This window comes from Actinomadura sp. RB99 (genome assembly GCF_014706005.1).
Taxonomy (GTDB): domain Bacteria; phylum Actinomycetota; class Actinomycetes; order Streptosporangiales; family Streptosporangiaceae; genus Spirillospora.
In genome coordinates, this window is record NZ_JABMCA010000077.1 from 19,440 (window position 1) to 44,722 (window position 25,283).

Annotated in this window: 25 protein-coding genes and 1 pseudogene; 19 read left to right on the forward strand and 7 right to left on the reverse strand. The window is 74.7% G+C overall.

Annotated elements, in window-relative coordinates; all coding sequences use genetic code 11:
- The first annotated feature begins 31 nt into the window (after positions 1–31).
- On the forward strand, positions 32–1,552 hold the full coding sequence (locus tag amrb99_RS41070) for an MFS transporter (RefSeq protein ID WP_347257071.1): 1,521 nt from the start codon (positions 32–34) through the stop codon (positions 1,550–1,552).
- Between the two features lie 89 nt (positions 1,553–1,641).
- Here the strand turns inward: amrb99_RS41070 and ctaD are convergent, their stop codons facing one another.
- Positions 1,642–3,330 (reverse strand): cytochrome c oxidase subunit I, encoded by a 1,689-nt coding sequence (gene ctaD, locus amrb99_RS41075; protein WP_190866781.1) that lies wholly within the window; start codon positions 3,328–3,330, stop codon positions 1,642–1,644.
- Between the two features lie 215 nt (positions 3,331–3,545).
- On the opposite strand from ctaD, the gene amrb99_RS41080 reads away from it, so the two are divergent.
- Both amrb99_RS41080 and amrb99_RS41085 read left to right on the forward strand, forming a co-directional pair.
- Positions 3,546–4,406 carry a TIGR03620 family F420-dependent LLM class oxidoreductase gene (locus tag amrb99_RS41080; protein ID WP_190866783.1) on the forward strand — a complete coding sequence of 287 codons (861 nt, stop codon included), beginning with the start codon at positions 3,546–3,548 and terminating at the stop codon, positions 4,404–4,406.
- Positions 4,407–4,458: 52 nt separating this feature from the next.
- A complete protein-coding gene (locus tag amrb99_RS41085; RefSeq protein ID WP_190866785.1) occupies positions 4,459–5,589 on the forward strand; it encodes an FAD-dependent oxidoreductase in 1,131 nt (376 codons plus the stop codon).
- 30 nt (positions 5,590–5,619) lie between these two features.
- On the opposite strand, the gene amrb99_RS41090 is transcribed toward amrb99_RS41085, so the two are convergent.
- The 3 genes from amrb99_RS41090 to pdhA are packed head-to-tail and all read right to left on the reverse strand — an operon-like array spanning position 5,620 to position 9,336.
- Positions 5,620–6,981: a 2-oxo acid dehydrogenase subunit E2 gene (locus amrb99_RS41090; protein ID WP_190866787.1), complete on the reverse strand. Its 1,362-nt coding sequence runs from the start codon at positions 6,979–6,981 to the stop codon at positions 5,620–5,622.
- Entirely contained in the window at positions 6,978–8,066 is a 1,089-nt protein-coding gene (locus amrb99_RS41095) for an alpha-ketoacid dehydrogenase subunit beta (RefSeq protein ID WP_206700302.1), read from the reverse strand. Before amrb99_RS41095 ends, amrb99_RS41090 begins: the two co-directional genes overlap by 4 nt.
- A 1-nt stretch (position 8,067) precedes the next feature.
- Positions 8,068–9,336 (reverse strand): pyruvate dehydrogenase (acetyl-transferring) E1 component subunit alpha, encoded by a 1,269-nt coding sequence (pdhA, locus tag amrb99_RS41100; RefSeq protein WP_241756419.1) that lies wholly within the window; start codon positions 9,334–9,336, stop codon positions 8,068–8,070.
- 120 nt (positions 9,337–9,456) lie between these two features.
- Here pdhA and amrb99_RS41105 point away from each other — a divergent pair, with 120 nt between their 5' ends.
- Positions 9,457–9,969 carry an Lrp/AsnC family transcriptional regulator gene (locus amrb99_RS41105; protein ID WP_190866790.1) on the forward strand — a complete coding sequence of 171 codons (513 nt, stop codon included), beginning with the start codon at positions 9,457–9,459 and terminating at the stop codon, positions 9,967–9,969.
- Between the two features lie 55 nt (positions 9,970–10,024).
- On the opposite strand, the gene amrb99_RS41110 is transcribed toward amrb99_RS41105, so the two are convergent.
- Positions 10,025–10,330, reverse strand: coding sequence for an EthD family reductase (locus tag amrb99_RS41110; protein ID WP_190866792.1), 306 nt, complete (start codon positions 10,328–10,330; stop codon positions 10,025–10,027).
- 203 nt (positions 10,331–10,533) lie between these two features.
- On the opposite strand from amrb99_RS41110, the gene paaA reads away from it, so the two are divergent.
- The 5 genes from paaA to paaE are packed head-to-tail and all read left to right on the forward strand — an operon-like array spanning position 10,534 to position 14,351.
- Positions 10,534–11,505 (forward strand): 1,2-phenylacetyl-CoA epoxidase subunit PaaA, encoded by a 972-nt coding sequence (gene paaA, locus amrb99_RS41115; protein WP_190866794.1) that lies wholly within the window; start codon positions 10,534–10,536, stop codon positions 11,503–11,505.
- On the forward strand, positions 11,495–11,785 hold the full coding sequence (gene paaB / locus amrb99_RS41120) for a 1,2-phenylacetyl-CoA epoxidase subunit PaaB (RefSeq protein ID WP_151543025.1): 291 nt from the start codon (positions 11,495–11,497) through the stop codon (positions 11,783–11,785). Before paaA ends, paaB begins: the two co-directional genes overlap by 11 nt.
- 13 nt (positions 11,786–11,798) lie before the next feature.
- Positions 11,799–12,731 (forward strand): 1,2-phenylacetyl-CoA epoxidase subunit PaaC, encoded by a 933-nt coding sequence (gene paaC, locus amrb99_RS41125; RefSeq protein WP_190866796.1) that lies wholly within the window; start codon positions 11,799–11,801, stop codon positions 12,729–12,731.
- Positions 12,725–13,264, forward strand: coding sequence for a 1,2-phenylacetyl-CoA epoxidase subunit PaaD (gene paaD / locus amrb99_RS41130; RefSeq protein ID WP_190866798.1), 540 nt, complete (start codon positions 12,725–12,727; stop codon positions 13,262–13,264). Before paaC ends, paaD begins: the two co-directional genes overlap by 7 nt.
- A gap of 1 nt (position 13,265) precedes the next feature.
- Positions 13,266–14,351, forward strand: coding sequence for a 1,2-phenylacetyl-CoA epoxidase subunit PaaE (paaE, locus tag amrb99_RS41135; protein WP_190866800.1), 1,086 nt, complete (start codon positions 13,266–13,268; stop codon positions 14,349–14,351).
- Here the strand turns inward: paaE and amrb99_RS41140 are convergent.
- Complete coding sequence (locus amrb99_RS41140; RefSeq protein WP_190866802.1) at positions 14,339–14,995, reverse strand: TetR family transcriptional regulator; 657 nt, start codon at positions 14,993–14,995, stop codon at positions 14,339–14,341. The genes paaE and amrb99_RS41140 overlap by 13 nt on opposite strands.
- Before the next feature lie 451 nt (positions 14,996–15,446).
- Here amrb99_RS41140 and amrb99_RS41145 point away from each other — a divergent pair, with 451 nt between their 5' ends.
- The 8 genes and pseudogenes from amrb99_RS41145 (at position 15,447) to amrb99_RS41180 (ending at position 22,579) form a co-directional block, all read left to right on the forward strand.
- Positions 15,447–16,295, forward strand: coding sequence for an ABC transporter permease (locus amrb99_RS41145; RefSeq protein ID WP_347257072.1), 849 nt, complete (start codon positions 15,447–15,449; stop codon positions 16,293–16,295).
- Positions 16,292–17,023, forward strand: coding sequence for an ABC transporter ATP-binding protein (locus amrb99_RS41150; RefSeq protein WP_190866804.1), 732 nt, complete (start codon positions 16,292–16,294; stop codon positions 17,021–17,023). The genes amrb99_RS41145 and amrb99_RS41150 overlap by 4 nt, the downstream gene beginning before the upstream one ends.
- Positions 17,020–18,594: an FAD-binding protein gene (locus tag amrb99_RS41155; RefSeq protein ID WP_190866806.1), complete on the forward strand. Its 1,575-nt coding sequence runs from the start codon at positions 17,020–17,022 to the stop codon at positions 18,592–18,594. The genes amrb99_RS41150 and amrb99_RS41155 overlap by 4 nt, the downstream gene beginning before the upstream one ends.
- Positions 18,591–18,935 (forward strand): 4Fe-4S binding protein, encoded by a 345-nt coding sequence (locus amrb99_RS41160; protein ID WP_190866808.1) that lies wholly within the window; start codon positions 18,591–18,593, stop codon positions 18,933–18,935. The genes amrb99_RS41155 and amrb99_RS41160 overlap by 4 nt, the downstream gene beginning before the upstream one ends.
- 69 nt (positions 18,936–19,004) lie before the next feature.
- A complete protein-coding gene (locus amrb99_RS41165) occupies positions 19,005–19,961 on the forward strand; it encodes an ABC transporter substrate-binding protein (RefSeq protein ID WP_190866810.1) in 957 nt (318 codons plus the stop codon).
- Positions 19,958–21,508: an FAD-dependent oxidoreductase gene (locus amrb99_RS41170; protein ID WP_190866812.1), complete on the forward strand. Its 1,551-nt coding sequence runs from the start codon at positions 19,958–19,960 to the stop codon at positions 21,506–21,508. The genes amrb99_RS41165 and amrb99_RS41170 overlap by 4 nt, the downstream gene beginning before the upstream one ends.
- 41 nt (positions 21,509–21,549) lie before the next feature.
- A pseudogene (locus amrb99_RS41175) lies at positions 21,550–21,858 on the forward strand (4Fe-4S ferredoxin); the annotation flags it as partial.
- A 118-nt stretch (positions 21,859–21,976) separates the two neighbouring features.
- Positions 21,977–22,579, forward strand: a complete 603-nt coding sequence (locus amrb99_RS41180) for a DUF6518 family protein (RefSeq protein ID WP_190866814.1) — start codon at positions 21,977–21,979, stop codon at positions 22,577–22,579.
- A gap of 50 nt (positions 22,580–22,629) precedes the next feature.
- Here amrb99_RS41180 and amrb99_RS41185 read toward each other — a convergent pair whose 3' ends face one another.
- Positions 22,630–23,226: a heme-binding protein gene (locus amrb99_RS41185; RefSeq protein ID WP_190866816.1), complete on the reverse strand. Its 597-nt coding sequence runs from the start codon at positions 23,224–23,226 to the stop codon at positions 22,630–22,632.
- 201 nt (positions 23,227–23,427) lie between these two features.
- On the opposite strand from amrb99_RS41185, the gene amrb99_RS41190 reads away from it, so the two are divergent.
- Both amrb99_RS41190 and amrb99_RS41195 read left to right on the forward strand, forming a co-directional pair.
- Positions 23,428–24,594, forward strand: coding sequence for a sensor histidine kinase (locus tag amrb99_RS41190; RefSeq protein WP_347257073.1), 1,167 nt, complete (start codon positions 23,428–23,430; stop codon positions 24,592–24,594).
- Positions 24,591–25,226, forward strand: a complete 636-nt coding sequence (locus amrb99_RS41195; protein WP_190866818.1) for a response regulator transcription factor — start codon at positions 24,591–24,593, stop codon at positions 25,224–25,226. Before amrb99_RS41190 ends, amrb99_RS41195 begins: the two co-directional genes overlap by 4 nt.
- The last annotated feature ends 57 nt before the right edge of the window (positions 25,227–25,283 follow it).

Consider the following 25,283-nt stretch of genomic DNA (forward strand, 5'->3'; position numbering starts at 1 on the left):
CACTTTGTGCATCCACCACATCGTATGTATCGTGCATACGGCTGATCCGTTCCCCGAAGCCGATCCGTTCCCCGAAGCCGATCCGTTCCCCGAAGAGGAGACCCACGTGGACGACTCCGGTCCCGCCGTCCGCCCGAACGGCATCGTCGCGGTGCTGGCCGTCGCGGGCATCGTCGCCGCGTTCATGCAGACGCTGGTGGTGCCGCTGATCGCCGATCTGCCGAAGCTGCTGCACACGACGGCGTCCAACGCGACCTGGGTGATCACCGGCACCCTGCTGGCCTCCGCGGTCGCGATGCCGATGATCGGCCGGCTCGGCGACCTGTACGGCAAGCGCAGGCTGATGCTGGCCTGCATGGTGCCGCTGATCGCCGGCTCGGTGCTCTGCGCGCTGTCGGGCTCGCTCTGGCCGATGATCGTCGGCCGCGGGATGCAGGGCCTCGGCATGGGCATGATCCCGCTCGGCATCAGCGCGCTGCGCGACCTGCTGCCGCCCGAGCGGCTCGGCTCGTCCATCGCGCTGATGAGCTCCTCGATGGGCATCGGCGGCGCCTTCGGGCTGCCGATCGCCGCGCTGGTCGCCGAGAACACCAACTGGCGCGTACTGTTCTGGGGGGCGGCCGCGCTGAGCGTCCTCGTCGCCGTGCTGATCTGGCTGCTCGTGCCCGCCGTGCCCGCGCAGGCCGAGGGCCGCTTCGACGCCCCCGGCGCGGTCGGGCTCGGCGCCGGGCTGGTGTGCCTCCTGCTGGCCGTGTCCAAGGGCGCCGACTGGGGCTGGGCGAGCGGCACCACCGTCGGCCTCTTCGCCGCCGCCGTGGTCGTCCTGCTCGCCTGGGGCTGGTGGGAACTGCGCAGCCGCGACCCCCTCGTCGACCTGCGCGTGACGGCGCGGCCGCAGGTGCTGCTCACCAACGCCGCGTCGGTCGTGGTCGGCTTCTCCATGTACGCCCAGTCGCTGATCGCGCCGCAGCTCCTCCAGCTGCCCGAGCGGACCGGGTACGGGCTCGGCCAGTCGATGGTGGCCGCGGGACTGTGGATGGTCCCGTCCGGCCTGGTGATGATGGCGGTGTCCCCGCTCGGCGCGCGGCTGTCGGCCGCCCGCGGCCCCAAGGTCACCCTGATCTGCGGGGCACTGGTGGTCGCGGCCGGGTACGGGTCGTCGCAGGTCCTGCTGGGGCACGCCTGGGGCCTGATGATCTTCACCGCGATCTGCGGCGGCGGCGTCGGGCTGGCCTACGGCGCGATGCCCGCGCTCATCATGAGCGCGGTGCCGCGGTCGGAGACCGGCTCGGCGAACAGCTTCAACACGCTGATGCGCTCGATCGGCACGTCGGTGTCCGCCGCCGTCGTCGGGGCCGTGCTGTCGCAGATGACGATCAGCCTCGGCGGGCACGCGCTGCCCTCGGAGAACGGCTTCCGCACCGGCCTCGCGATCGGCTGCGGCGTCGCGGTCCTCGCCGCGCTGATCGCCATGACGATCCCGGGCCGCCGCGCGGCCGCCGCCGCCAAGGACGCCGCGCACGCCGAGCCGTCCACCGAGCCGGTGGCCTGACCGGCCCCTCCACGGGAACGCCTCGGGGCGGGCGCGCATCGTCGCGCCCGCCCCGAGGCCGTTCCGTCTCGGGCGCGCCGCCGGGGCCGCTACGAGCGGCCGGACGGCGGGGGCGTGGCGATCTCCGCCTCCTCCGGCGGCTCCAGGGGCGGGTAGCGCAGGTCGAACGCCGGCCGCATCGAGCGGATCCGCGGCATCGCCACGAAGTTGTGGCGGGGCGGCGGGCACGAGGTCGCCCACTCCAGCGAATTGCCGAAGCCCCACGGATCGTCCACGCCGACGGGTTCGCCGCGCCGGTGCGTCCGGTAGATGTTCCACAGGAACGCGAAGGTGGACGCGCCGAGGATGAACGCGCCGATCGACGAGACGAGGTTCAGGGTCGCGAACTGCCTCGGGTAGTCGGCGTAGCGGCGCGGCATGCCTTCGGCGCCGAGCCAGTGCTGGACGAGGAAGGTGGTGTGGAAGCCGACGAACAGCGTCCAGAAATGGATCTTGCCCCAGGTCTCGTCGAGCATCTTGCCGGTCATCTTCGGCCACCAGAAGTAGAACCCGCCGAACATCGCGAACACCACGGTGCCGAACAGCACGTAGTGCATGTGGGCGACGACGAAGAACGAGTCGGTGAGGTGGAAGTCCATGGCCGGCGACGCCAGGATCACCCCGGTGAGGCCGCCGAACAGGAACGTCACGAGGAACCCGATCGCCCACAGCATCGGCGTCCGCAGGGAGATCTCGCCCTTCCACATCGTGCCGACCCAGTTGAAGAACTTGATGCCGGTCGGTACCGCGATCATGAACGAGGTGATCGAGAAGAACGGCAGCAGCACCTGCCCGGTGGCGAACATGTGGTGCGCCCAGACGGTCATCGACAGCCCGGTGATGCTGATGGTGGCGGCGACCATGCCGAGGTAGCCGAAGATCGGCTTGCGGGCGAACACCGGGATGATCTCGGTGACGATGCCGAAGAACGGCAGCGCCACGATGTACACCTCGGGATGGCCGAAGAACCAGAACAGGTGCTGCCACAGCAGCGCGCCCCCGTTCGCGCCGTCGTAGACGTGCGCGCCGAGCTTGCGGTCGGCCTCCAGCGCGAACAGCGCGGCGGCGAGCACCGGGAACGCGATGATGACCATCAGGCTGGTCAGCAGGATGTTCCAGGTGAAGATCGGCATCCGGAACATCAGCATGCCGGGGGCCCGCATCGTGATGACGGTGGTGATCAGGTTGACCCCCGTCAGGGTCGTCCCGACGCCCGACAGGATCAGCCCCATGGCCCACATGTCCTTGCCCAGGCCGGGCGAGAACGTCGGCGAGGTCAGCGGCGAGTAGGCGAACCACCCGTAGTCGGCCGCGCCGCCCGGCATCAGGAAGCCCGCCAGCACGATGATCGCGCCGAACAGGAAGAAGTAGTAGGTCAGCGCGTTCAGCCGCGGGAACGCCACGTCCGGCGCGCCGATCTGCAGCGGCATGATCACGTTGGCGAACCCGAGGAACAGCGGCGTCGCGAACAGCAGCAGCATGATCGTGCCGTGCATCGTGAAGAGCTCGTTGTACTGCAGGGCGTCCATCACCTGCAGGCCCGGCCGCAGCAGCTCCGCCCGCATCAGCATCGCCATCAGCCCGGCGATCAGGAACATCGCGAACGACGTCGACAGGTACAGGTAGCCCACCGTCTTGTGGTCGGTCGTCGCCAGGACGTTCCCGATCCTCGTCCCGAGGCTGTGCCGTTCCAGCGCCTCCTCGGCGCTGGTGTCGGCCGCCTCCTCGACCGCCGTCATCCGGGTCCCCCTCCCGCTGGCCTGCCTACACCGGGCACTAGCCGGAGAAAGCCCACGTCAAACGCCCCTCGCGCCCTGATCATCGTCATGCCGCGGTCGCGTCCGGCCACCGTCCGCCGCGTGCCCCGATACGCTCTCCTTGAAGATCAAGGACGACCGGCCGGACGGCGGGCGGCCCCGCCCGACCGTGCGGCACGACCGGGAGGGAGGGCGCCGTGGATCTGTCCGGTGTCGGTGTGTGGAGCCAGCAGCTGCGCTACGGGGACGCCGCCGAGGCGGCGGAGGCCGCCGCCGAGCTGGAGGAGCTGGGGTACAGCGCGATGTGGGTCCCCGACATCGGGGGACCGGTGTTCGACGCCGTCGGGAACCTCCTCGGGGCGACCCGCCGCGCGGTCGTCGCGACCGGCATCCTGAACCTGTGGATGCACGCGCCCGAGCACGCCGCCGCCTCGTTCGCGTCGCTGTCGGCCGAGCACGGCGACCGCTTCCTGATGGGCATCGGCGTCAGCCACGCCCCGCTGGTGGACTCCGCGGAGCCCGGCCGCTACCGCCGGCCGCTCGCGGCGATGTCCGCCTTCCTCGACGGCCTCGACGCGGCCGAGCGGCCCGTCCCTCGGGACAGCCGGGTGCTCGCCGCGCTCGGGCCCCGCATGCTGGAGACGGCGGCGAAGCGGGCCCGGGGCGCCCACCCGTACCTCGTCCCGCCCGAGCACACCCGGATCGCCCGCGAGGCCGTGGGCGACGGCCCGCTCGTGCTCCCGGAGCAGACGGTGATCCTCTGCTCGACGCGGGACGAGGCGCGCGAGATCGGGACGGACTGGCTGCGCTCCTACCTCGGCCTGCCGAACTACGCGGGCAACCTGCTGCGGATCGGGTTCACGCAGGAGGACGTCGACACGGTGAGCGACCGGCTGTTCGACGCCGTGATCGCCTGGGGCGACGAGGAGGCGGTCCGGCGCCGGGTCGACGAGCACCGCGCGGCCGGCGCCGACCACGTCTGCGTGCAGGTGCTCACGGCGGACGGCAACGCGTTCCCGCGCGAGGAGTGGCGGCGCCTGGCCCCCGCGCTGCGCTAGCGCGGTCCGGTCCGTCCTTGGCGCCGGGCGGGCGGGCTGTCAGGCTGGAGTGATGCGGATACTCGTGATCGGCGCGGGGATCGTCGGGGCCGCGCTGGCCGACCGGCTCGCCCGCCCGGCGGACGGCGGGCGGGGCGCGCACGCGGGCGACGCGGTCACGGTCGTCGAGGAGCTGCGGCCCGGCGCGGGGACGTCCGGCACCAGCTACGCGTGGCTCAACGCCAACGATCCCGCCGACCCCGCGTACCACCGGTTCCGGACGGCCGCGCTGCGCGCCTGGCGCGACCTGGCCGCCGGGTTCGGCGGGCCGTCCTGGTACCGGCCGGCGGGCAACACCGCGTGGGCGGCGTCCGAGGACGCCAAGGCGCGGCTGGCCGCGCGCGTCGACGACCTGGCCCGTCTCGGCTACGCCGCCCGCCTGATCGGCCTCGACCGGCTGCGCGAGCTGGAACCCTCCGTCCGCGTGCCGGGCGACGCGCTCATCGCGCACTACCCCGACGAGGGCTTCGTGCACGGCGGCCCGGCGGCGCGGGCCCTCGCCGGGCGGGCGGAGGAGGCGGGCGCGCGGATCGTCACCGGGCGCCGCGCGGTCCGCCTCAACCTCGACGGCGGCCGCGTCACCGGAGTGCGCCTCGACGACGGCCGGGACCTGGACGCCGACCTCACGATCTGCGCCGCCGGACGGCACGCTCCCGCGCTGCTGGCCACTGCCGGGATCACGCTGCCGCTGGTCGACCCGGCACGGCCCGGTTCGGCCGCGCCCTGCCTGGTCGCCACGACGACCCCGGCTCCCGGCGCGGTCAACGGGCTCGTGCACGGCCCCGCGCTGTCGGCCCGGCCGGCGGAGGACGGGGGCCTCGTCCTCGAAGCCGACGACATCGACGCCGGCATCGACGACGCGGTCCCGGCGGAGCGGATCGAGGCCGCCGGCGCCGAACTCCTCGCCCGGGGCCGGGCCCTGATCCCCGGCCTGAGCGCGGACGTCGCCCGAGTGCGCCGGTGCGTGCGGCCGCTGCCCGTCGACGGCTACCCGCTCGTCGGCCCGCAGCTCCCCGGCCTGTACACGGTCGTGACGCACAGCGGCATCACGCTCGCCCCGCACCTCGCGGGACTGGTCGCCCAGGAGGTCCACGGCCGTCCCGCCGAGGCGCTGGAGCCGTACCGGCCGGGATCGCGGGGCTAGCGAGGCGTCCGCGATCCCGGCCGGTCCGGATCAGGTGTGCGCGATGAGGATGGCCGGGTCCTCCACGCAGTCGGCCACGTAGCGCAGGAAACCGCCCGCGGCGCCGCCGTCGCAGACCCGGTGGTCGAAGGTGAGGGACAGCTGGGCGACCTTGCGCGGGACGACGGCGCCGCCGTGCACCCAGGGCCGGTCGACGATCCGGCCGACGCCGAGCAGCGCCGCCTCGGGATGGTTGATGATGGGCGTCGAGCCGTCCACGCCGAACACCCCGTAGTTGTTGAGCGTGAACGTGCCGCCGGTCAGCGCCTCGGGCGGCAGCTTCCCGGCGCGGGCGAGTCCGGTGAGCCGGGCCAGCTCGGCGGCGAGGTCCCCGGTCGTCATCAGGTGCGCGTCCTTCACGACCGGGACGACCAGCCCCCGGTCGGTCTGCGCGGCGAAGCCGAGGTTCACCCGCCCGTGCCGGACGATCTCGGCGCGGCCGGTGTCGACCGAGGAGTTCAGCTCGGGGAACCGGCGCAGCCCGGACACGCAGATCCGGGCGAGCAGCGCGAGCACCCCGATGCCGAGGTCCGGGCGGGTGCGGCGCAGCGCGTCCTTCACCTCGAGCAGGGCGGTGGCGTCGACGTCCACCCAGGTGGTGGCGTCGGGGATCTCGGCGCGGCTGCGGGTGAGCTTGTCGGCCACCGCCCGGCGCAGGCCGCGCAGCGGGATGCGCTCGTCCACGAGTCCGGGCGCCGCCGTGGCCGCCCGCTCTGGGGCCGCCCGCTCCGTCTCCACCGGCTCTGTGGCCACCGGCTCCCTGGGGGCCGCGGCGGCGATGGCCTGCTCGACATCGCGGCGCAGGATGACGCCGCGCGGGCCGGTCGGGACGACGGCGGCGATGTCCACGCCGTGCTCGCGCGCGATCCTGCGGACCAGCGGCGAGATCACGCGCGGCGCGAGCGGCGGCCGCGCCGCCGGCGCGGCGGCCTCCGTCCGGACCTCCCCGGCGGGTGCCTCGGCGGCGGGGCGCGCCCTGCCGCGCCGCCGCCTGCGCGTCCCGGACGCACCGCCGGTGCCGTAGCCGATCAGCACGTTGCCCGAGCCCGCCTGCTCCTCCTCGCGGTAGCGGGCGGCGGCCGGGTCCTCGGCCGCGGCCCCGGCCTCCCCGACCTCGATGAGCGGCTCGCCGACGCCGAGGACGGCGCCCGGCCCGGCGTGCAGCCTCAGCACCGTCCCGGCGAACGGGACCGGGACCTCGACAGCGGCCTTGGCGGTCTCCACCTCCACCACGACCTGGTCGACCTCGACGGTGTCGCCGACCGCGACCTTCCACTCCAGGACCTCGGCCTCCGTCAGGCCCTCGCCGAGGTCGGGCAGGCGGAACACCCGCGCCGCGACGGCGGTCGTCACGACGCCTCCCGCATGGCGCCGCCCGGCAGGAGGCGGGCCTCCGCCACCGGCGGCTCCGCCTGCGCGAGGTAGCGGGTGTCGGGCGCGTCGTCGAACTGGAGCCGGTCCACCGCGTCGAGCACCCGGTCGGCGTCCGGCAGGTGCAAGCGCTCCAGCTTCGGCGGCGGGTACGGGATGTCGAAGCCGCTGACGCGCAGCACCGGGGCCGCCAGCGAGTGGAAGCAGCGCTCCTGGACGCGCGCCGCGATCTCCGCGCCGACGCCCGCGAACCCCTGCGCCTCCTGGATCACCACGCACCGGCCCGTCTTGCGGACCGACGCCATGACGGTCTCGTCGTCGAACGGCACGATCGACCGCAGATCGACGACCTCCAGCGACCGACCCTCCCGTTCCGCGGCCTCGGCCGCCTCCAGGGCCACGGAGACGCTGGGTCCATAGGCGACGAGCGTCGCGTCCGTCCCGGCGCGCCGCACGGCGGCCCGCCCGATCCCGGCCGTGCGGCGGTCCGCCGGCGACACCTCGCCCGAGGACCAGTACAGCCGCTTCGGCTCCATGAAGACCACGGGGTCGGGATCGGCGACGGCGTCGCGCAGCAGCCAGTACGCGTCGTCCGGCGTGGCGGGGGTGACCACCTTCAGGCCGGGAGTGTGCGCGTAGTACGCCTCGCTGGAGTCGCTGTGGTGCTCGACGCCGCCGACGCCGCCCGCGTACGGGATCCGGATCACCATCGGCAGCGGCAGCAGGCCGCGGGTGCGGTTGCGCATCTTCGCGACGTGCGAGGCGATCTGCTCGAACGCCGGATAGGCGAACGCGTCGAACTGCATCTCCACGACCGGGCGGAACCCGCCCATCGCCATGCCGACGGCGAGCCCGACGATGCCGGCCTCCGCGAGCGGGGTGTCGAAGCACCGGTCCTCGCCGAACTCGGCGGTGAGCCCGTCGGTGATGCGGAAGACGCCGCCCAGCGGGCCGACGTCCTCACCGAAGACCAGGACCCGCTCGTCCTCGCGGAGCGCGTCCCGCAGCGCGGCGTTCAGCGCCTGCGCCATCGTCATCCCCGTCTTGCGGGTCGTCGTTTCCGTCATGTCAGTCCTCCAGGGCGGCCAGCTCGGACGCCAGCTGGGCCCGCTGCTCGCGCAGCTGCGGGGTGGGCTCGGCGAACACGTGCTCGAACAGCTCCAGCGGCGCGGGCGCGGTCTCGTCGTCGGCGTTCAGCGCGTCGCGGACCCGGGCGGCGAACTCCTCGGCGGCCCTGTCCGCCGAGGCCACCCCCTCGTCGTCGAGCACGCCCCGGCCGCGCAGGTAGGTCTCCAGGCGCGCGATGGGGTCGGCGGCCTCCCAGCGCGCGACCTCGTCGTCCTTCCGGTAGCGGGTGGCGTCGTCGGCGTTGGTGTGGGCGTCCATGCGGTAGGTGTGCGCCTCCACCAGCGACGGGCCACCGCCTGCGCGCGCGTGCTCCACGGCCGAGGCCAGCACGGACAGCACCGCGACGAGGTCGTTGCCGTCCACCTGCTCGGAGCGGACGCCGTACCCGACGCCCTTGTAGGCGAGCGCGGGCGCGGCGGTCTGCTTGGCCAGCGGCACCGAGATCGCGTACTGGTTGTTCTGCACGAAGAACACCACGGGCGCGCGCCGGACCGCCGCGTAGTTGAGCGCCTCGTGGAAGTCGCCCTCGCTGGTGCCGCCGTCGCCGACGAAGGCCATCACGACGCCGTCCTCGCCCTTGCGGCGCAGGGCCTCGGCCATGCCCACCGCGTGGAGGGTCTGGGTGGCCAGCGGGGTGCACTGCGGCGCGACGCGCATGGCGGCCGGGTCGTACCCGCAGTGCCAGCCGCCCTGCAGCAGCGTGAGCACCTCGGCGGGGTCGAGGCCGCGGGCGACCAGCGCCACCGAGTCCCGGTAGGTGGGGAAGAGCCAGTCGCCGTCGCGCAGCGCGAGCACGCCGCCGATCTGGCACGCCTCCTGGCCGCGGCTCGACGGGTACACCGCGAGCCTGCCCTGCCTGGTCAGCGCCGTCGCCTGCCGGTCGAAGCGGCGGCCGAGCACCATCCGGCGGTACGCCTCCAGCAGCTCGCCGTCGGCGGGCGCCGTCCGGCCCGCCGGGGGCTCGACGGCCGTGCCGTCCTCGGCGACGAAGCGCACGGGGCCGGGGGACGGGAGCAGCCCGTCGACCTCCGGCCGGTGATCGCGCACGGCCTCCCGGACGGCACCGGCCTCCCGGACGGCTCCGGCCTCCCGCGCCGCCTCGGATTTCCGCGCCGCCCCGGATTTCCGCGCGGCACCGGCCTTCCGGACGGGCACGGCTTTCCGCGCGGGCTCGGGCTTGCGCACCGGCATGGGTTTCCGCACTGGCATGGCGCGCCTCGCTTTCCTTGGACGCTTGACGACCAAAGCGTCCGTCCCGGCGACCATCTGTTCAAGACATGCCGGATAATGAGCGACAAGTTGGTCTCAATGAGGCGTGAGGGTGGCCAAATGTCGAACGATGACGCCGCGGACGGCGCCTGGCCGGGACGTTCTGCCGGACGGCTGGACGCGGTGGACCGGGCGATCATCGCCGAGCTGCTGCGCGACGGCCGGATCTCGGTGCGGGCCCTCGCCGAGAACGTGCACGTCTCCCGCGCCAACGCCTACGCGCGCCTCACCCGCCTGATGGACGACGGCGTCATCACCGGTTTCACGGCGGAGCTGGCGCCGCACCGGGCGGGGCTCGGCACCAGCGCGTACGTCTCGATCACGATCGAGCAGAACTCCTGGCGGGCGGTGTCGGCCCGGCTGAAGGAGATCACCTACGTCGAGCACTTCGCGATGGTCGGCGGGGACTACGACGTGCTCGCCCTCGTCAGGGCCCCGGACAACGCGGCGCTCCGGCACGTGGTGCTGGAGCGCGTCCAGGACATCCCCGGGGTCCGCGCCACCCGCACCTGGCTGGTGTTCGACGAGGCCCGCGGCCGGGGAGCGGCGTGGGGGGCCGTCCCGGGCGCGTGAACGCGGCCGCCGCCCGCCTCGTCCGCGACGAGGGGGCGGCGGCCGGACTCCGTGATCAGCCGAGGGTCTCGCGCACCTCGCCGGAGAACATGGTCGTGGAGGCGACGTCGTACTTCGCCGCGTCCTCGGCGGCCGCGGCCATCTCCGGGCTGCCCAGCGCCGCCGCGAGGGCGTCGCCGTCCTCGAACCACAGCTCGGCGACGAGGTAGGGCGCGCCGGCGCCGAGCGCCTGCGGGCGCGTCAGGGTGAACGACTTCAGGCCGGGCAGGGCGTGCACGAGCGGGACGTGCGTGCTCTCGTAGCGCTCGTCGAACGCCGCGGGGTCGGCGGGCGAGAAGTACTGGACGGTGAGGCGGTGCATGCGGTCCTCCAGGGTGGATGCGGCCGGCCAGGTCCGGGCACCTCACCGTAGCCCGCGGGCCCGCTCCGCGGAGGAGCCGGTCCCGGCCTTCGCGCCGGCCCGCGGGGCGGATGCGCGGGGAACCGTTGCGTTCGGGCGGCCGCCCGTGCGACCGTATTACTGACCGAACGATAAGTAATTCGTTCGACCGGTGAGGAGGGGACATGACGACGACCCCCGTGGATCCCGCGCCGCGCGAGGCGGCGGCGCAGGAGCGGTTCGACGCGACCATCGCGCGGGGCGACCGGATCGAGCCCCGGGACTGGATGCCGGACGGCTACCGCCGCACCCTGATCCGCCAGATCGCCCAGCACGCGCACTCGGAGATCATCGGGATGCAGCCGGAGGGCAACTGGATCGGCCGCGCCCCGTCCCTGCGCCGCAAGGCGATCCTGCTGGCGAAGGTGCAGGACGAGGCCGGGCACGGGCTGTACCTGTACTCGGCGTGCGAGACCCTCGGCGTGTCCCGGGCCGAGCTGACGGAGATGCTGCTGTCGGGCCGGCAGAAGTACTCCTCGATCTTCAACTACCCGACGCTGTCGTACGCCGACGTCGGCACGATCGGCTGGCTCGTCGACGGCGCCGCGATCTGCAACCAGGTGCCGCTGTGCCGCACGTCCTACGGGCCGTACGGCCGCGCGATGATCCGGATCTGCAAGGAGGAGTCCTTCCACCAGCGGCAGGGCTACGAGCTGCTGATGACGATGATGCGCGGGACGGACGCCCAGCGCGCGATGGTGCAGGAGTCGGTCGACCGGTTCTGGTGGCCGTCGCTGATGATGTTCGGCCCGCCGGACGCCGAGTCCCCGAACAGCGCGCGGTCGATGGCGTGGGGCGTCAAGCGCAACTCCAACGACGAGCTGCGGCAGAAGTTCGTCGACATGACCGTCCCGCAGGCCGAGGCCCTCGGGGTGACGCTCCCCGACCCGGACCTGCGCTGGAACGCCGAGCGCGGCCACTACGACTTCGGCGAGCCGGACTGGGAGGAGTTCGCCCAGGTCGTCGGCGGTAACGGGCCGTGCAACGCGCAGCGGCTGGCGCACCGCCGCGCCGCCCACGAGGACGGCGCGTGGGTGCGCGAGGCCGCGACGGCGTTCGCCGAGCGATCCGCGAGGGAGGCCGGTAATGACCGATAGGCGGGAATGGCCGCTCTACGAGGTGTTCGTGCGCGGCAAGCGCGGCCTCAACCACGTGCACGTCGGGTCGCTGCACGCCCCCGACGACGTGATGGCGCTGCGCCACGCGCGCGACGTCTACACGCGCCGCAACGAGGGCGTGAGCATCTGGGTCGTGCGGGCCGACGCCATCACCGCGTCCAGCCCGGACGAGAAGGACCCGCTGTTCGCGCCGAGCGGCGACAAGGTCTACCGGCACCCGACCTTCTACGACATCCCCGACGACGTCCCGCACATGTGAGGGCGGACCACCGATGAGCGACGACCTTCTGAACAGCGACCTCGGCGGCGTGTTCGACGGGCTGGCCGGCGGCGAGTCCTCGCAGTGGGCGTTCGGCACCGGCTTCGAGGACCCCCTCGCCGGCGTCGACACCACCGTGCCGGACGGCGTCGACCGCGCCGACCTCGCCGCGTACTGCCTGATGCTCGGCGACGACGCGCTGATCATGTCCCAGCGCCTGGCGGAGTGGTGCAGCCGCGCCCCCGACCTCGAAGAGGACATCGCGCTCGCGAACATCGCCCTCGACCTGCTCGGCCAGGCGCGGCTGCTGCTCTCGCGGGCGGCCGCCGCCGACCCCGCCGCCGTGCCCGCCCTCCCCGAGGGCTCGCCGGTGCCGGGCGAGGACGCGCTCGCCTTCTTCCGCGAGGCGGGGGAGTTCCGCAACGTCCGCCTCGCCGAGGTGGCCAACGGCGACTTCGCGCACGTGGTCGTCCGGCTGCTGCTGTTCTCGGCGGCGCGGCTCGCGCTGCTGGAACGGCTCCGGGCGAGCGCCGACCGGGTGCTGGCGGCGGTGGCGGCCAAGGGCGCCAAGGAGGTCACCTACCACCGCGACTGGGCGGGCCGCTGGTTCCTGACGCTGGCGCAGGGCACCGAGGAGTCGCGCCGCAGGCTCGTCGCCGCGCTGGACGAGCTGTGGCCGCTCCAGCCGGAACTGGTCGCCGCGCACCCGGTCGAGGCGTCCCTCGCCGAGGCCGGCGTGGGCGTCGACCCCACCGCCGTGCGCGACGAGGTCGACGCGGTCCTCGACCAGGTGCTGGCCGTCAGCGGCGTCGACCGCCCGGACCGCCCGCCCCTCGCCGGGGTCGGCGGGCGGACGGGCCGCGACGGCATGCACACCGAGGCGTTCGGCCGGCTGCTCGCCGAGATGCAGGTGGTTGCGCGCGCACACCCGAGCGGGCAATGGTGAACGCCCGCGCGGCGGCCCGCGCGACGGCCCGCGAGCGCGCCCTCGACGCGGCCGGGCAGGTCCGCGACCCGGAGATGCCGATGCTCACCCTCGCCGACCTCGGCGTCCTGCGCGGCGTCGACGTCGAGCGCGACGCCGACGGCGCGGAGGCCGTCGTCGCCTCGATCACGCCGACCTACACCGGCTGCCCGGCCCTCGCGACGATGCGCGACGACCTCGTCCACCGGCTGAACGGCGCGGGGTTCCCGCGCGTGCGGGTCCGGATCGTGCTGGACCCGCCGTGGTCGAGCGACTGGATCTCCGAGCGCGGGCGGGCCGCGCTGCGGGAGGCGGGCCTGTCGCCGCCGGGGCCGGTCCGGCGCCCGTCCGGGCCGCTCGGGCTCACGCTCGGGCCGACCCGCCGCGCCCCCGCCTGCCCGCGCTGCGGCTCCGCGTCCACCCGCCTGACCTCCGAGTTCGGCGCGACCGCGTGCAAGGCCCTGTACCGCTGCACCGACTGCCTCGAGCCGTTCGAGCACGTCAAGGAGATCTGACATGACCACCCTCGCGCCCGGCGCCGCGCCCGCCCGGTCGGCGGTGTTCCACGAGCTGACCGTGGCGGCGGTGGACCGCCTCTGCGAGGACGCCGCCGCGATCACCTTCGCCGTCCCGGACGGCCTGCGCGACGCCTACGCGTTCCGGGCCGGCCAGTCCCTCACCCTGCGCCGCTTCGTCGACGGGCGGGAGGAGCGCCGCTCGTACTCGATCTGCGCGCCCGCCGGCGCCGCGCCCCGGATCGGCGTCCGGGAGATCCCCGGCGGGCTGTTCTCGTCCTGGCTGGTGAACGAGGTCGCGCCGGGCACGCGCATCGAGGTGCGGACCCCGACCGGCTCCTGGCGGGCGGACCCGGCGACCGGCGAGCGGCACCTGTGCATCGCCGCCGGCTCCGGCATCACCCCGATGCTGTCGGTCGCCTCGACGGTGCTCGCCCACCCCGGCGCGCAGGTGTCGCTGCTGTACGGCAACCGCACCAGCCGCACCGTGATGTTCACCGAGGAGCTCGGCGACCTGAAGAACCGGTACGGGCCGCGGTTCCAGCTGGTCCACGTGCTGTCCCGCGAGCCGCGCGACGCCGAGCTGTTCTCCGGCCGCCTCGACGGCGACCGCCTCGCCCGGCTGCTCACCGGCCTGGTGCCCGCGGAGGTGTTCGACCACGTCTGGATCTGCGGGCCGCTCCAGATGGTCGAGGACGCGCGGAAGGTCCTCGCCGACCTCGCCGTCCCCGCACCGGTGCACGTCGAGCTGTTCTACGTCGACGCTCCTCCGCCGCAGCCCAGGCGTGCCGACGACGCCGTGGCCGGTGCCACGACCGAGCTGACCGTCGTGCTCGACGGCCTGCGCACCACGTCGCGGGTGTCCCGCGAGACGACGATCCTGGAGGGCGCCCAGCGGACCCGCGGGGACCTGCCGTTCGCCTGCAAGGGCGGCGTCTGCGGGACGTGCCGCGCCCGCGTCCGCGAGGGGGAGGCGGACATGCGCCGCAACTACGCCCTAGAACCGTCCGAGGTCGACGCCGGGTTCGTCCTGACCTGCCAGTCGTTCCCGGCGGGCGACACCGTCACCGTCGACTACGACGCCTGATCTCCCTGGTCCGGCGGGGTCTCGTGGCGGGCGAGGCCGTCGAAGGCCAGGGAGGTGATGGCGTCGGCGACGGTCGCGGTGTCGTAGGCGCCGCCCGGCCGGTACCACTCGACCAGCGAGTTCACCATGCCGAACAGCAGCCGGCTCACCAGCGCCGGCGGCACGTCCCCGCGCAGTGCCCCCTCGGCGACGGCGTCCGCGACGAGCTCGGCGAGGCGGTCGTCGAGCCACCGGCGCCGCTCCAGCGCGGCCAGCTCGACCTCGCTGTTGCCCCTGACTCGGAGCAGGAGCGTGACGGACGGCTGGTGCGCGACGAGGACCTCGACGCTGCGCCGCACCACCGCGCGCAGGCGGCCGTAGGCGGTCGTCCCCTCCCGCTCGCGGGACGCCTCCGCGACGGCGGCGGTGAGCTCGTCGAGGGCGTCGTCCAGCGCCTGGCCGAGCAGCTGCTCCTTGCCCGCGACGTGGTGGTAGATGGCGGGCTTGGTGAGCCCGAGCTCGCGGGCCAGGTCGCCCATGCTGGTGGCGTCGTAGCCCTTGCGGTTGAACAGCTCCACGGCGGCGCGCAGGATCGCCGCCTGGTCGTGGCCGGGACGGCCGCGCCGGCGGCGCGGAGAGGATGCTTGCGGACCGGTCGTCGCCACGACCGCAGCATCTCACGCGGGCACGGGCGCCCGGCCGGACCGGGGGCCGGGCGGGGCGCACCTGGCCGGACGGTGTGATCTACGTAACCATGGCGCCGAGGGAGGGCGCGGGCGCCGCCCGGCATATTCCCTGGTAAATCGGTATGTTTTATGGGTTTTTCTGGTCGGACGGGGCGTCCGTGCAGGTAGAGCGGGCTTTCGGCGGGCTTCACAAGCGCCGGTTCCGTGTGCATCCTTGGGGACATGAACGCGACGGAGGTACTGGTGGCGAGGCGCCACATCGACCTCCTCCGCGTGTGCAGCGCGTCCTGTTGAACCGCTGATCCGCACATCCACGGCCCGAGATCGGCCGCCTCTCCTCTCTCTCCTCCGCCCGGCAGTGTCGCCGACGCCGGATCACTCCCTCCTGCCTGCCTGCCTTCCCACCGTCCCCCTGTTCCGGAGGTGCCGCGTGTCCACCGACCTGCTCGATCCGCCCCGCTCCGCCCTACCCGGACCCGCCGCGCCCACGGCCGCGGGGCGCTCCGGCGCCGTAGCGCTGTCGCTGCTGCGCCGCGCCCGCAAGGCCGGCGGGCTCGTCGCCGTCCTCGTCCTCTGGGAGGCCGGCGCCCGCGCGGGCTGGCTCGGCAGCACGACGCCGCCGGTCAGCGACGTCGCCGCGCGCGGCTGGGAGATGGCCTCGTCGGGCGAGCTGTTCACCAACCTCGGCGTCTCGCTGCTGCGGGTGCTGAAGGGCCTCGCGATCGGGCTGCCGCTCGGCCTCGTGCTCGGCCTGCTGTCCGGGCTGTTCCGGATCAGCGAGGACGTCATCGACGCGCCCGTCCAGGCCGTCCGGATGCTGCCGCACCTGGCGCTCGTGCCGCTGTTCATCATCTGGTTCGGGATCGGCGAGACGTCCAAGGTCGGCCTCATCGCGGTCGGCGTGGTGTTCCCGCTCTACATCAACGTGTTCCACGGCATCCGCGGGGTGGACGAGCGGCTGGTGGAGTCGGCGCGGACCTGCGGCCTCGGCCGGCTCGGGCTCGTCCGGAAGGTCGTGCTGCCCGGCGCGCTCCCGCAGATCCTCGTCGGGCTGCGGCTGTCGCTCGGCGTCGCGTGGCTGACGCTCGTCGTCGTCGAGCAGTCGGCGACCGCCAGCGGCATCGGGTTCCTCATCAGCCAGGCCACCCAGTTCATGCAGATGGACACGGTCTTCGTGGTCCTCGTGCTGTACGCGCTGCTCGGCGTCTCGACGGACCTGCTGGTCCGGCTCATCGAGCGGCGCGCGCTGGCCTGGCGCAAGGGACTGGTGGCGCGATGACCGCCGCCCTGCGCGACGGGGTCCGCGTCCGCGGCCTCAGGCGCGTGTTCGGCGACCGGACCGTCCTGGACGGCGTCGACCTCGACATCGCGCCCGGCGAGTTCGTGGCGCTGCTCGGCGCGAGCGGGTCCGGCAAGAGCACGCTGCTGCGCGCCCTCGCCGGGCTGGACGGCCACGGCGGCGGCGAGGTCGACGTCCCCGGCGCGCGCGCCGTCGTCTACCAGGAGCACCGGCTGCTCCCGTGGAGCCGGGTGTGGTCCAACGTCGTGCTCGGCCTGCGCGGCCGGGACCTGCGCGCACGGGCCGAGGCCGCGCTGGCCGAGGTCGGGCTCGCGGCGCGCGCCGACGCGTGGCCGCTCACCCTGTCCGGCGGCGAGTCGCAGCGCGTCGCGCTGGCCCGCGCCCTCGTCCGGACGCCCGACCTGCTGCTGCTCGACGAGCCCTTCGGCGCGCTGGACGCGCTGACCCGGCTGAACGCGCAGGCGCTCGTCGCCGACCTGTGGGCCGAGCACCGGCCCGCCGTCCTGCTCGTCACCCACGACGTGGAGGAGGCGCTGCTGCTCGCCGACCGCGCGCTGCTGCTCGCCGGCGGCCGGATCGCGCGCGAGTACACCGTCGGCCTGCCGAGGCCGCGGTCCCTGGACGACCCGGAATTCATCGCGCTGCGGCGCGACCTGCTCGACGGGCTCGGGGTACGGGCCGTCGCCACCGCCAAGGAGACCCGATGAACGAACTGACCGCCGACGTCCTCGTCGCGGGCGGCGGCCCCGCCGGCGCCTGGGCCGCCGTGAAGGCGGCGGAGGCCGGCGCGAGCGTCGTCCTCGCCGACAAGGGCTACCTCGGGACGAGCGGCGCGACGGCGTCCGCCGGCACCGGGGTCTGGTACGTCGAGCCCGACCCGGAGGCGCGGGAGGCCGCGATGGCGAGCCGGGAGGGCCTCGGCGGCCATCTCGCCGACCGGGAGTGGATGGCCCGCGTCCTCGACCAGACGTACGCGAACATGAACGAGCTGGCCGAGGTCTCGAAGTACCCGTTCCCCGTGGACGAGCACGGCCGGCAGATCCGGCGCGGCCTGCAGGGCCCGGAGTACATGCGCCGCATGCGCGTGCGGGTCCGCCGCGCCGGGGTCCGGGTCCTCGACCACAGCCCGGTCACCGAGCTGCTGGCGGACGGGTCCGGGGCCGTCGCGGGCGCCGCCGGGTACCACCTGCGGGACGACCGGCCGTTCCGCGTCCGGGCCGGCGCGGTCGTGCTCGCGACCGGCGGGTGCGCGTTCCTGAGCAGGGCGCTCGGCTGCGACGTCGACACCGGGGACGGCGCGCTGTTCGCGGCGGAGGCGGGCGCGGAGCTGTCCGGCATGGAGTTCTCCAACGCCTACGCGATCGCCCCGGCGTTCACCTCCGTGACCAAGACGGCGTTCTACTCGTTCGCCACCTTCTACCGCGCGGACGGCAGCGTCCTGGAAGGCGCGGGCAGCCGGCGCGGCCGCTCCGTCATCGCCCGGACCCTGCTCAGCGAGCCCGTCCTGTGCCGCATCGACCGGGCCACCCCCGAGGAGCAGCGGGCGATGCGGCTCGCGCAGGCGAACTTCTTCCTGCCGTTCGACCGGCAGGGCATCGACCCGTTCACCGACCTGTTCCCCGTGACGCTGCTGGCGGAGGGGACGGTCCGCGGCACCGGCGGCATCCGCATCACCGGCGCCGACTGCTCGACGACGGTGCCGGGCCTGTTCGCGGCCGGCGACGCCGCCACCCGGGAGCTGATCTGCGGCGGCTTCACCGGCGGCGGCAGCCACAACGCGGCGTGGGCGATGTCGTCCGGCACCTGGGCCGGGCTGGGCGCCGCGCGCCACGCCGCCGGGCTGGGCGGACGGGCGGCCGCGCGTCCCGTCCGGGCGCTGGGCGAGGCGGGCGTGCGGCCGTCCGGCCCCTCGGCCCCCGGCCACGCCGAGCATGTCGCGGCCGTCCAGGCGGAGGTGCTGCCCTACGACAAGAACCTGCTGCGCCGCGGCGACCGCCTCGCCGCCGCGCTGGCGTCCCTCGACGGGACGTGGCGCGAGCTGCGCGGCACGCTCCGCGAAGACGGCGCCGGGATCGTCCGCGCGCGGTCGGCCGCCGCGATGGCCGCGCACGCCCGCTGGATGTACACCGCCGCGCTCGCCCGGACCGAGACGCGCGGCATGCACAAGCGGCTGGACCTGCCCGAGCAGGACCCGGCCCAGCGTCACCGGCTCGTCACCGGCGGCCTCGACGAGGTGTGGACGCGGCCGGAGACCGGCGCCCTGGCGGTGGCGTCGTGATCGAGGTCGTCTCGCGGGACCGGTGCATCGCCTGCGACAAGTGCGTCGAGGTCTGCCCCACCAACGTGTTCGACCGCGGCGCGGACGGCGTCCCGGTGCTCGCCCGGCGGTCCGACTGCCAGACCTGCTTCATGTGCGAGGCGTACTGCCCGGTGGACGCGCTGTTCGTCGACCCGCGCTCGCACCCGCTGCCCGAGCCGCCGGACGAGGCGGCGCTCGCCGCCGGCGGGCTCCTTGGCAGCTACCGCGAGCAGATCGGCTGGGGACGGGGGCGCACCCCCGGCGCCCGGCTCGCGGTGGGGCCCTCGCTGGACCGCGCGGGCGCTCCCCTCACCTCCTGACACCACCCTCCCCGAGACCACGCAGAACCCTGCGAACCCCCGAAAGGCATCACCGTGAGAATTCCCCGGATGCTGGCCGCCGTCCTGCTCGTCCTCGCCGCGGCGGCGTGCGGTTCGTCCGCGGCCGCCGGCGGCTCCGGGACGCTCCGCGTCGGAGTGATCGGATCGGCCGTCGGCAACAAGCTGACCCGCGCCGTCGGGTTCCTCGACGAGCGCGGCGAGCTGCTGCCCGCGCTGAAGGCCGCCGGCGTCACCAGGATCAAGGTCGCGACGTTCCAGAACGGGCCGGACCTGAACCAGGCGCTCGCGGGCGGCTCCCTCGACATCGGCATGTACGGCGACACGCCCGCGCTGGTCGGGCGCGGCCAGGGCCTGCCGACCCGGCTGCTGTCGCTCAACTCGGTCCGGCTGGACGCCGCCGTCGTCGCCAAGAAGGACGGCGGGCCGGCGTCCCTCAAGGACCTGCAAGGCAAGGTGATCGGAGTGCAGACCGGTTCCTACATCCACCGCTACCTGCTCGGCGCGCTGCAGCAGGCGGGGGTGAAGCCGAAGCAGATCATCCACATGTACACACCCGCGATCATCGCGGCGCTGGAGAAGGGGTCGATCGACGCGGGCGGCCTGGTCTCCGCCGACCAGGCCGCCGAGGAGGCGAAGGGCTACAGGTCGATCGACGTCGCCTCCCGCGACCACCCCGACCTGCTCGGCACGTCCGTCACGGTCGTCACGGAGAAGTACCTGTCCGGGCACAAGGACATCGTCAAGGTGTGGCAGCAGGCCGAGACCAAGGCGTCGCAGGTCGCCAAGGCGAACTGGGCGGGCTACACCGCGTACGTCGCGAAGACCGGCGGGTACGCGCCGCAGGTCACGCTCAAGACGACGCTGAAGGACCAGCTGCCCGACGAGCCGTTCCCCGCGGACGGGCTGAAGCTGCTCGACGGCACCAAGACCTTCCTCGTGCGGCAGAACCTCGTCAAGAAGGACTACACGCTCGACTCCTGGCTCGCCCCCGGAGCGAAGGCGTGATCGAGCTGGACGCCGACGTCCTCGTCCTCGGCGGCGGCCCCGCCGGGGCGTGGGCGGCCCTCGCCGCGGCCGGCGAGGGGGCGCGCGTCGTCCTCGCCGACAAGGGCTACTGCGGCACCAGCGGGCCGACCGCGTCCGGCGGCAACAACCTCTGGTACGTCCCGCCTGACCAGGCCGCGCGCGAGCGCGCCGTCGATGAGCGGTTCGAGCAGAGCGCCCGGCTCGCCGACCGCCGCTGGATGGCCCGCGTCGTCGACGAGACGTACCGGCGCGTCGGCGACCTCGCCGCGTTCGGCTACCCGTTCGCCATCGACGACGACGGCGCGGAACGGCGCGGGAGCCTCCAGGGCCCGGAGTACATGAAGCGGATGCGGCGCCGCGTGCACAGGTCGGGTGTGACGATCCTCGACCACCATCCGGCGCTGCGCCTGCTCGTGGACGGCTCGGGCACCGCGTCGGGCGCGTCGGGCCTCGCCCGCCAGAAGGACGGGGAGGCGTGGACCGTCCGCGCGGGCGCGGTGGTCCTCGCGACCGGCGGCTGCGCGTTCCTGTCCGGGGCGTTCGGGACCAACGTCGACACCGGCGACGGCCACCTGATGGCCGCCGAGCTCGGCGCGGAGCTGTCGGGCATGGAGTTCTCCGCCGCGTACGCGCTGTCCCCGGCGCACGGCGCGCACACCAAGGGCCTGATGATGCAGTTCGCGACGTACTCCACCGAGGACGGCGACCGGATCGACGTTCCGGACCCGCTCGGCGCGAGGACCCGCGTCGCCGAGCTGCTCGCCGCCGGCCGGAAGGTGTTCGCGCGGCTGGACCGGGCGCCCGCGGAGCTGCGCGGGGCGATGCGGGCCGCGCAGCCGAACTACTTCCTGCCGCTGGACAAGGCCGGCATCGACCCGTTCCGCGACCGCTACGAGGTGCGGATGGTGCTGGAGGGCACCGTCCGGGGAACGGGCGGCCTGCGGATCACCGGCGACGACTGCGCGACCGCGGTCCCGGGCCTCTACGCCGCCGGGGACGTCGCGACTCGGGAGCCGGTGTCGGGGGCCGTCAGCGGAGGCGGCGCCTACAACGGCGCGTGGGCCATCTCGTCGGGCACATGGGCCGGGCGCGGCGCCGCCCGGTTCGGGACCGGCCGCCGTCGTCCGCGCGCCGCCCCCGCCGGCCGGGCCGGTCTCCGGCCCGGCCGGCTCGACGCGGCGGAGGTCGTCCGGGCGGTGCAGGCGGAGATGCTGCCGCTCGACCGCAACCTCTTCCGGACGCGCGCCGGGCTCCGCCGCTCCCTGGCCTCGCTGGACGCGCTGTGGGACCGCGTCACGTCCGAGGGCGTCGCCGGGACGGGCCGCGAGCGCCTCCGGGCGCGGTCGGCGGCGGCGATGGCCGCGCACGCCCGCTGGTGCTACCGCGCCGCGCTGGCGCGCGAGGAGTCCCGGGGCCTGCACCGGCTGGAGGGCCTCCCCACCCTGCCGCGGTTCGAGCACCGCCTGCTGACCGGCGGCCTCGACGATCCGTGGACGGCCGCGGAGCCCCTGGAGGTGCCGGCGTGATCGAGGTCGTGAGCGCGGCGCGCTGAGTCAAGTGCGACGTCTGTGTCAAGGTCTGCCCGACGGACGTGTTCGACCGCGGTCCCGACGGCCTGCCGGTGATCGCCAGGCAGGGCGACTGCCAGACCTGCTTCATGTGCGAGGCCCACTGCCCGGCCGACGCGCTGTACGTCGCGCCGTTCAGCGGACCGGCCCCGGCGGGCTCACCGCACACCGACGAGGCGGCCCTGGCCGGGGCGTTCGGCGAGTACCGCCGCGTCGTCGGCTGGGGGCGCGGCCGCACGCCCGGCAGCCGCGCCGACCGCAACCACATCTTCACCGAACGGCTCCGGTCCGCCCAGCGGGACCCCTGAGACGCCGGTCCGGGGACGGGCGGCGCCGCCGTCGAGGGTGCGGGACGGCGACCGGGCGCCGCCCGACATCACTCTGCGCGGTGATGCCCCGGGCCGGCCGGGGGCCGAGACTGGGCGCATGATCCGACGAGCAGGCGTCCTTCTGGCCCTCGGAGCGCTGTCCGGCGCGACGACGGAGCTCGCGATCTTCCATCGCCCCTTCCACCTCCTCGCGATCTTCGCCGGGGTGTGGGTGGTGGGCGCCGGGTGGATCGGCCGCCGGGCGGACGCGCCCGAGGCCGCCGCCGTCCACGCCGCCGCCTTCCTGACGGGCATGGTCTGCGCGTTCTACCTCACCGTCCTCGGCCTGACCTCGGACCTGCGCGGGACCCTCTGGGTCTTCTGGCTCGCGGTGGCGCTGACCGGCGGGCCGCTGCTCGGCCTGGCGGGGCATCTGACCAGGCGCGCGGACGCGTGGGCGGGGCTCGCGGCGGCCGGGCTCGCCGGGCTGCTCGTCGCCGAGGCGGTCCGGCTGCTGCTCGGCTACAGCACCCAGTACCGGCTGGGCTACGCCCTCTTCAACCTCGCCGGAGCGGTGCTCGTGCTCGGGTGGCTGCCGCGCGGCGCCCGCCGGACGGCCGTCGCCGCGTTCCTTCCCGCGCTCGCGGTGGGAGTGGTCCTCTTCATCACGATCCCGGTCCTCGTCTACGGCGGCTCGCACCTGCCGTTCCAGGTCCGCTGACGCCGTTCCGCCGGGGGCGGGCGCGCGACCGCCCGCCCCCGGCGGAACGCTCAGCCGAGCTGGCCCTGCACGGCGCTCAGGCCCGCCTGGGCGATGCTCTCGTCGATGGCGCCCTGCGGCGCGCCGCCGACGCCGATCCCCGCGATCGGGGACCCGCCGGAGGCGACCGGGACGCCGCCGGCGAGGAACAGCGTGCCGGGGATGTCGCGGACGGTGGGCCCGTCGCCGGTCGCGTTCCCGGTCAGCTTCGAGGTCGGCTGCCCGAACGACACGGCGGTGAACGCCTTGCGCTTCGCCGAGTCCACGGTCTGCGGGCCCGCGCCGTCGCCCTTCACGACCAGGCGCACGTCCCCGGACCGGTCGACGATAGCGACCGCGACGCGCTGCTTCTGCTTGGCCGCCTCCTTCTGCACGGCCGTCGCGATCCGCAGGGCGGCGTCGGTGTTCAGCGTCCGGACGTCCTGCACCGCCTGCGGCGCGGGCGGAGCCTTCACCGGCGCGGCGGCGGCCGCAGACGCCCCGGCGGCGGACACGCCGACGGCGCCGGCGACGATGGCGAGCCCGGCGGCGGCCCCCGCCAGGGTCCGGACGCGGACGCGCCGCCTCCCGGACTCCGGCGCGGTCTCGGTGGTCTGCGGCTCCCGCATGGTGGTGCTCCTTCGTGGTGGTCGTCGATACGTCTTCGAGCCTCGCCGGGAACGGGCGCCGGGCCATCGCGGGCACGGTCGATCGCGCGGATCGGATCGGTGGACGGCCGGATCAACCGATCGGACGATGCCGCAGGCCGGCGGGCCGTGAAGGCTGCTCGTGGAAGCTTGCGCGGCGGTTCGCGGGGGGAGACAGCAGACGTGACGGGCACCGAGCACCGGATCCACCTCGCGATGCACGCGGGGTTCTTCCTGCTGCTCGCGGCGTCGGCGTCCCGGCTGGTCGTCCGGCACGGCCTGGGCGGCATGACCACCGTGTGGCTCGTGCTGTGCGGTGTGACGGCCGTGGCCTACGCGGCCGGCGTCGCCGGATGGGACGCGCTCGGCCGCCGGGGACGCCTCGCCTGGCTCGCCGTCGTCGTGCTGTTCTGGCTGGTGCTCGTCATCGCGGCGCCGAGCTTCGCCTGGTGCGCGATCCCGCTGTTCTTCCTCGCGCTGCGGCTGCTGACGCCGCGCGCCGCGATCGTCACGGTCGTCGTGCTCACCGGCGCGGTGATCTTCGCGGAGATCTACCTGGCGGACCGGCTGGACCCGAGCCTGGTGCTCGCGCCGGTCGCGGTCGCCGCGATGGCCGCGGTCATCTTCCTGGAGCTCCAGCGGCTCATCGACGAGCTGGTCCGCACCCGCGGCGAGCTGGCCGCCACGCAGCGCGCGGCGGGGGTCCTGGAGGAGCGCGAGCGGCTGTCCCGGGAGATCCACGACACCCTCACGCAGGGGCTGACCAGCATGGGGATCCTGCTCCAGGCGGCCGACCGGCAGTGGGACACCGCCCCGGACGCCGCCCGCCGCCACCTGCGGGACGCGACCGAGGCCGCCGCCGCGAACCTGGAGGAGGCCCGCCACTTCGTCCGCGCGCTGGCACCGCCCGGCCTGAGCGCCGGGTCCCTGCCCCGCGCGCTCGCCGACCTGGTCGGCGCGGAGTCGCGGGCGGCGGGCCCGAGGGTGCGGTTCCGGACGGAGGGGGAAGAATATCCCCTGGACGTCGGCGTGCAGACGGCGATGCTCCGCGTCGCGCAGGGCGCCGTCGCCAACGCCCGCGACCACGCGGGCGGGTCCACGGTGGTGGTGACGCTGACCTACCTGGACGACGCGGTGTCGCTGGACGTCGCCGACGACGGGTCGGGCTTCGACCCGTCCCGCACGGCGTCCGCGCCGGGCCGCGGCTACGGGATCCCCGCGATGCGGGACAGGATCGCCGAGGTCGGCGGCGAGCTGACCGTCGAGAGCGCGCCCGGCGCGGGGACCGTCGTCGCGGCCGCCGTCCCGCGGCGGGGCACGGCGGCGCCGGGGGAGAGGAGGACCGGATGAGCGCGGTTCGCGTGACGATCGTCGACGACCACCCCGTGGTCCGGGCCGGGCTGCGCGCCCTGCTGGGCGGCGAGCCGGACATCGAGGTCGTCGCGGAGGCCGCGGACGGCGAGGAGGCCGTCCGGCAGGCCGGGCTCGTCCCCACCGACCTCGTCCTCATGGACCTGCAGCTCGGCGAGGGCATCGACGGCGTCGAGGCCACCCGGCGGATCCTCGCGCTGCCGGACCCGCCGCGCGTGCTGGTGCTGACCACCTACGACACCGACGCCGACATCGCCCGCGCCATCGACGTCGGCGCGGACGGGTACCTGCTCAAGGCCGGCCCGCCGGACGAGCTGTTCCGCGGCATCCGCACGGCGGCGCGGGGCGAGACGGCGCTGTCGCCGCGGGTCGCGACCCGGCTGATGAACCGGGTCCGGGAACCGGCCCCGGCGCTCAGCCCGCGCGAGATCGAGATCCTCGAACTGCTGGCCAAGGGACTGTCCAACCAGCGGATCGCGCGCAGCCTGTTCATCAGCGAGGCCACCGTCAAGACGCACCTCGTGCACATCTTCGGCAAGCTCGGCGTCGACACCCGGACGGCCGCGGTGACCGCGGCCGTCGAGCGGCGCCTCATCCGGCTGCCCGGCTGACCCCGGCCGCCCGGCCGCGCCGCCGCATCCGGCCGCCGGGCCGGGCGGCGGGCGGGG

Bases quoted from the DNA above. Each gene is read 5' to 3' on its own strand.
- ctaD (WP_190866781.1), bottom strand. From the start codon at position 3,330: ATGACGGCGGTCGAGGAGGCGGCCGACACCAGCGCCGAGGAGGCGCTG.
- amrb99_RS41085 (WP_190866785.1), top strand. From the start codon at position 4,459: ATGCGGATACTCGTGATCGGCGCGGGGATCGTCGGGGCCGCGCTGGCC.
- amrb99_RS41095 (WP_206700302.1), bottom strand. From the start codon at position 8,066: ATGACGGAAACGACGACCCGCAAGACGGGGATGACGATGGCGCAGGCG.
- pdhA (WP_241756419.1), bottom strand. From the start codon at position 9,336: ATGCCAGTGCGGAAACCCATGCCGGTGCGCAAGCCCGAGCCCGCGCGG.
- amrb99_RS41105 (WP_190866790.1), top strand. From the start codon at position 9,457: ATGTCGAACGATGACGCCGCGGACGGCGCCTGGCCGGGACGTTCTGCC.
- amrb99_RS41110 (WP_190866792.1), bottom strand. From the start codon at position 10,330: ATGCACCGCCTCACCGTCCAGTACTTCTCGCCCGCCGACCCCGCGGCG.
- paaA (WP_190866794.1), top strand. From the start codon at position 10,534: ATGACGACGACCCCCGTGGATCCCGCGCCGCGCGAGGCGGCGGCGCAG.
- paaB (WP_151543025.1), top strand. From the start codon at position 11,495: ATGACCGATAGGCGGGAATGGCCGCTCTACGAGGTGTTCGTGCGCGGC.
- paaC (WP_190866796.1), top strand. From the start codon at position 11,799: ATGAGCGACGACCTTCTGAACAGCGACCTCGGCGGCGTGTTCGACGGG.
- paaD (WP_190866798.1), top strand. From the start codon at position 12,725: ATGGTGAACGCCCGCGCGGCGGCCCGCGCGACGGCCCGCGAGCGCGCC.
- paaE (WP_190866800.1), top strand. From the start codon at position 13,266: ATGACCACCCTCGCGCCCGGCGCCGCGCCCGCCCGGTCGGCGGTGTTC.
- amrb99_RS41150 (WP_190866804.1), top strand. From the start codon at position 16,292: ATGACCGCCGCCCTGCGCGACGGGGTCCGCGTCCGCGGCCTCAGGCGC.
- amrb99_RS41155 (WP_190866806.1), top strand. From the start codon at position 17,020: ATGAACGAACTGACCGCCGACGTCCTCGTCGCGGGCGGCGGCCCCGCC.
- amrb99_RS41165 (WP_190866810.1), top strand. From the start codon at position 19,005: ATGCTGGCCGCCGTCCTGCTCGTCCTCGCCGCGGCGGCGTGCGGTTCG.
- amrb99_RS41180 (WP_190866814.1), top strand. From the start codon at position 21,977: ATGATCCGACGAGCAGGCGTCCTTCTGGCCCTCGGAGCGCTGTCCGGC.
- amrb99_RS41185 (WP_190866816.1), bottom strand. From the start codon at position 23,226: ATGCGGGAGCCGCAGACCACCGAGACCGCGCCGGAGTCCGGGAGGCGG.
- amrb99_RS41195 (WP_190866818.1), top strand. From the start codon at position 24,591: ATGAGCGCGGTTCGCGTGACGATCGTCGACGACCACCCCGTGGTCCGG.